General features: G+C 68.6%; 2 protein-coding genes. Both read right to left on the bottom strand.

What is annotated here, in order from left to right; genetic code table 11:
- The coding region (cobT, locus tag AC6RA4_RS24895) for a cobaltochelatase subunit CobT (protein WP_500164915.1) at window positions 1-1,839 on the bottom strand (1,839 nt) is incomplete at its 3' end.
- A 54-nt stretch (window positions 1,840-1,893) separates the two neighbouring features.
- Window positions 1,894-2,301, bottom strand: a complete 408-nt coding sequence (locus AC6RA4_RS24890) for a hypothetical protein (RefSeq protein WP_500164913.1) — start codon at window positions 2,299-2,301, stop codon at window positions 1,894-1,896.
- Window positions 2,302-2,388 lie beyond the last annotated feature (87 nt).

The raw sequence follows: 2,388 nt of genomic DNA, 5'->3' as shown, positions 1-2,388 counted from the left end.
GCGGGGATCGCTGTCAAACAGGCCCGCCAGCTGCTCGGTCATGGCGCCGGCCAGGTGCTCCACGTCGGTGATCGTCACCGCGCGGTCGTAGTAGCGGGTCACGTCGTGGCCGATGCCGATGGCCAGGAGCTCGACCTGCTTCTTGCGCTCGACCATGGCGATCACGTCGCGCAGGTGCTTCTCGAGGTAGTTGGCCGGGTTGACCGAGAGCGTCGAGTCGTCGACCGGAGCGCCGTCGGAGATCACCATCAGGATCTTGCGCGCCTCGGGGCGGGCGGCCATGCGGCGATGCGCCCATTCCAGCGCCTCGCCGTCGATGTTCTCCTTCAGGAGACCCTCTTTCATCATCAGGCCGAGATTGTCGCGCACCCGGCGCCACGGCGCGTCGGCGCGCTTGTAGATGATGTGGCGCAGGTCGTTGAGGCGGCCGGGCTGTTGCTCGCGGCCCTCGTTGAGCCATTTCTCGCGGGCGAGACCGCCCTTCCACGCGCGGGTGGTGAAGCCGAGGATCTCGACCTTGACCGAGCAGCGCTCGAGCGTACGCGCCAGAACGTCGGCGCAGATCGCCGCGATCGAGATCGGGCGGCCGCGCATCGAGCCGGAATTGTCGAGCAGCAGGGTCACCACGGTGTCACGGAACTCTGTGTCCTTCTCGACCTTGAAGCTGAGCGGGGTGGTCGGGTTGGCGACCACGCGGGCAAGACGGCCAGCATCGAGGATGCCTTCCTCGAGGTCGAACTCCCAGCTGCGGTTCTGCTGCGCCTGCAGGCGGCGCTGCAGCTTGTTGGCCAGCCGCGAGACGGCGCCCTTGAGCGGCTCGAGTTGCTGGTCGAGATAGGCGCGCAGCCGTTCGAGCTCCTGCGCCTCGGCGAGCTCCTCGGCGGCGATCTCCTCGTCATGGCTGCCGTCGAAGACCTTGTATTGCGGGTCCGCCTCCGAGACCGGCGCGGGGGCGGGCGGCTCCATCGGCGCCTCGCCCTCGGGCATCTCGGTTTCCTCGCCCATCTCCTGATCGGCCATGTCGTCGGCAGAGACCTGCGCCTGGGAGGCGTCCTGCGTCTCGTCCTGGCTCTGCTCGGGCGAGGCCTCGGCCTCGTCCTGCTGATCCTCGTCCTGTCCGGTGCTGTCGGGCTGTTCCTCTTCGGCGCCGTCGGGTTCGGCCTCGGCCTGATCCTCGTCGTCGATCTGGTCCGGATCGTCGCCGAGCTGATCGCCATAGCCGAGATCGGTGATCATCTTGCGTGCGAAGCGAGCAAAGGCGGCCTGGTCAGCGAGGGTGTCCTCGAGCTCTTCCAGCGTGCCGCCGGCCTGCTCCTCGATGAAGCCGCGCCACAGCTGCATGACGTGATCGGCATCCTTGGGCAGGTCGCGCCCGGTGGCGAGATGGCGGATCAGGTAGCCCGCGGCCACCGGCAGCGGCGCCTCGGAGGGCTGGGTGATCTGGCCATAGCCGCGGCGCGCCGCATCGTGGCCGATCTTGGCGTCGATATTGCCGGCGGTGCCGGGCATGTCGCGCGCGCCCATGGCCTCGCAACGGGCGGTCTCCATGGCCTCGTAGAGCTCGCGCGCGATGTCGCCCGGAGGCGCGTAGCGGGCGTGGGTGCCGGCATCGTGGTAACGGCGGTAGAGCGCCAGCGCGTCGGCGGTGCCGCGGGCGAGCAGAACCTCGTCGCGGGTCATGCGGCGGCTGACCTGAGGCAGGCGCATGATGTCGCCCGAGACCCCGGAGGGATCGACGGTGTAGTTCACCGTCAGGTCGGAATCGTCGGCCATGACCTTGGTCGCCTCGGCCAGGGCCTTCTTGAACGGATCTGCGGGGTTGTCGTCATTGCGCGCCATGGCCACAGGTTTCGCGCTCTGCGAAGCGATTGGCAAGGGGCAAAAATCGCCGCTCTAGCGCGGCAGGAGCGCGGCGCAGCGCGCCATCTCGCGGTCCGCCAGCCGGCGGGCGCGGGCGGCACGCCGCGTGTCGCGGTGGAAGCTCGCGGTTTGCAGCAGCCGGGCCTGCGCGAATTTCGCCGCGATGCGCTGGTGCAGGATGCGCGGCCCGTCGAGTCCGGCAGCAAGCGCATCGGGCAGGATGGCCGCGATCAGGTCTTCGAAGCCGCGGCGCTGGCGCTGCTCGGCGGCGCTGTCCCCGAGATTGGTGAGCCAGGCATGTTCGATGGTGGCCGAAAGGCGGCCCGCGCAGCTGGCGAAGACCCGCGCCCGCTCCGCGGTCTGCGCCGGGGCGGCCACCGCGGCGGAAGCGACCCAGAGGGCGACGCAGGCGCCGCACAGACATGTTTTAAAAATGCCCATGAAGTAAACAATAGCGCAGAAATCCTGCCTGAAAATGAGTGCCTTTGAAAAATGTTCGGCTTGTTGCTCCGCGCCCCTGACGTCTTC

The organism is Salipiger sp., from assembly GCF_059781815.1.
Note: the sequence above shows the minus strand (reverse complement) of the source record. Positions and strands in the feature narration are given on the sequence as shown.

Excerpts from the sequence above, each read along its gene's own strand:
- AC6RA4_RS24890 (WP_500164913.1), bottom strand. The coding sequence starts at position 2,301 with ATGGGCATTTTTAAAACATGTCTGTGCGGCGCCTGCGTCGCCCTCTGG.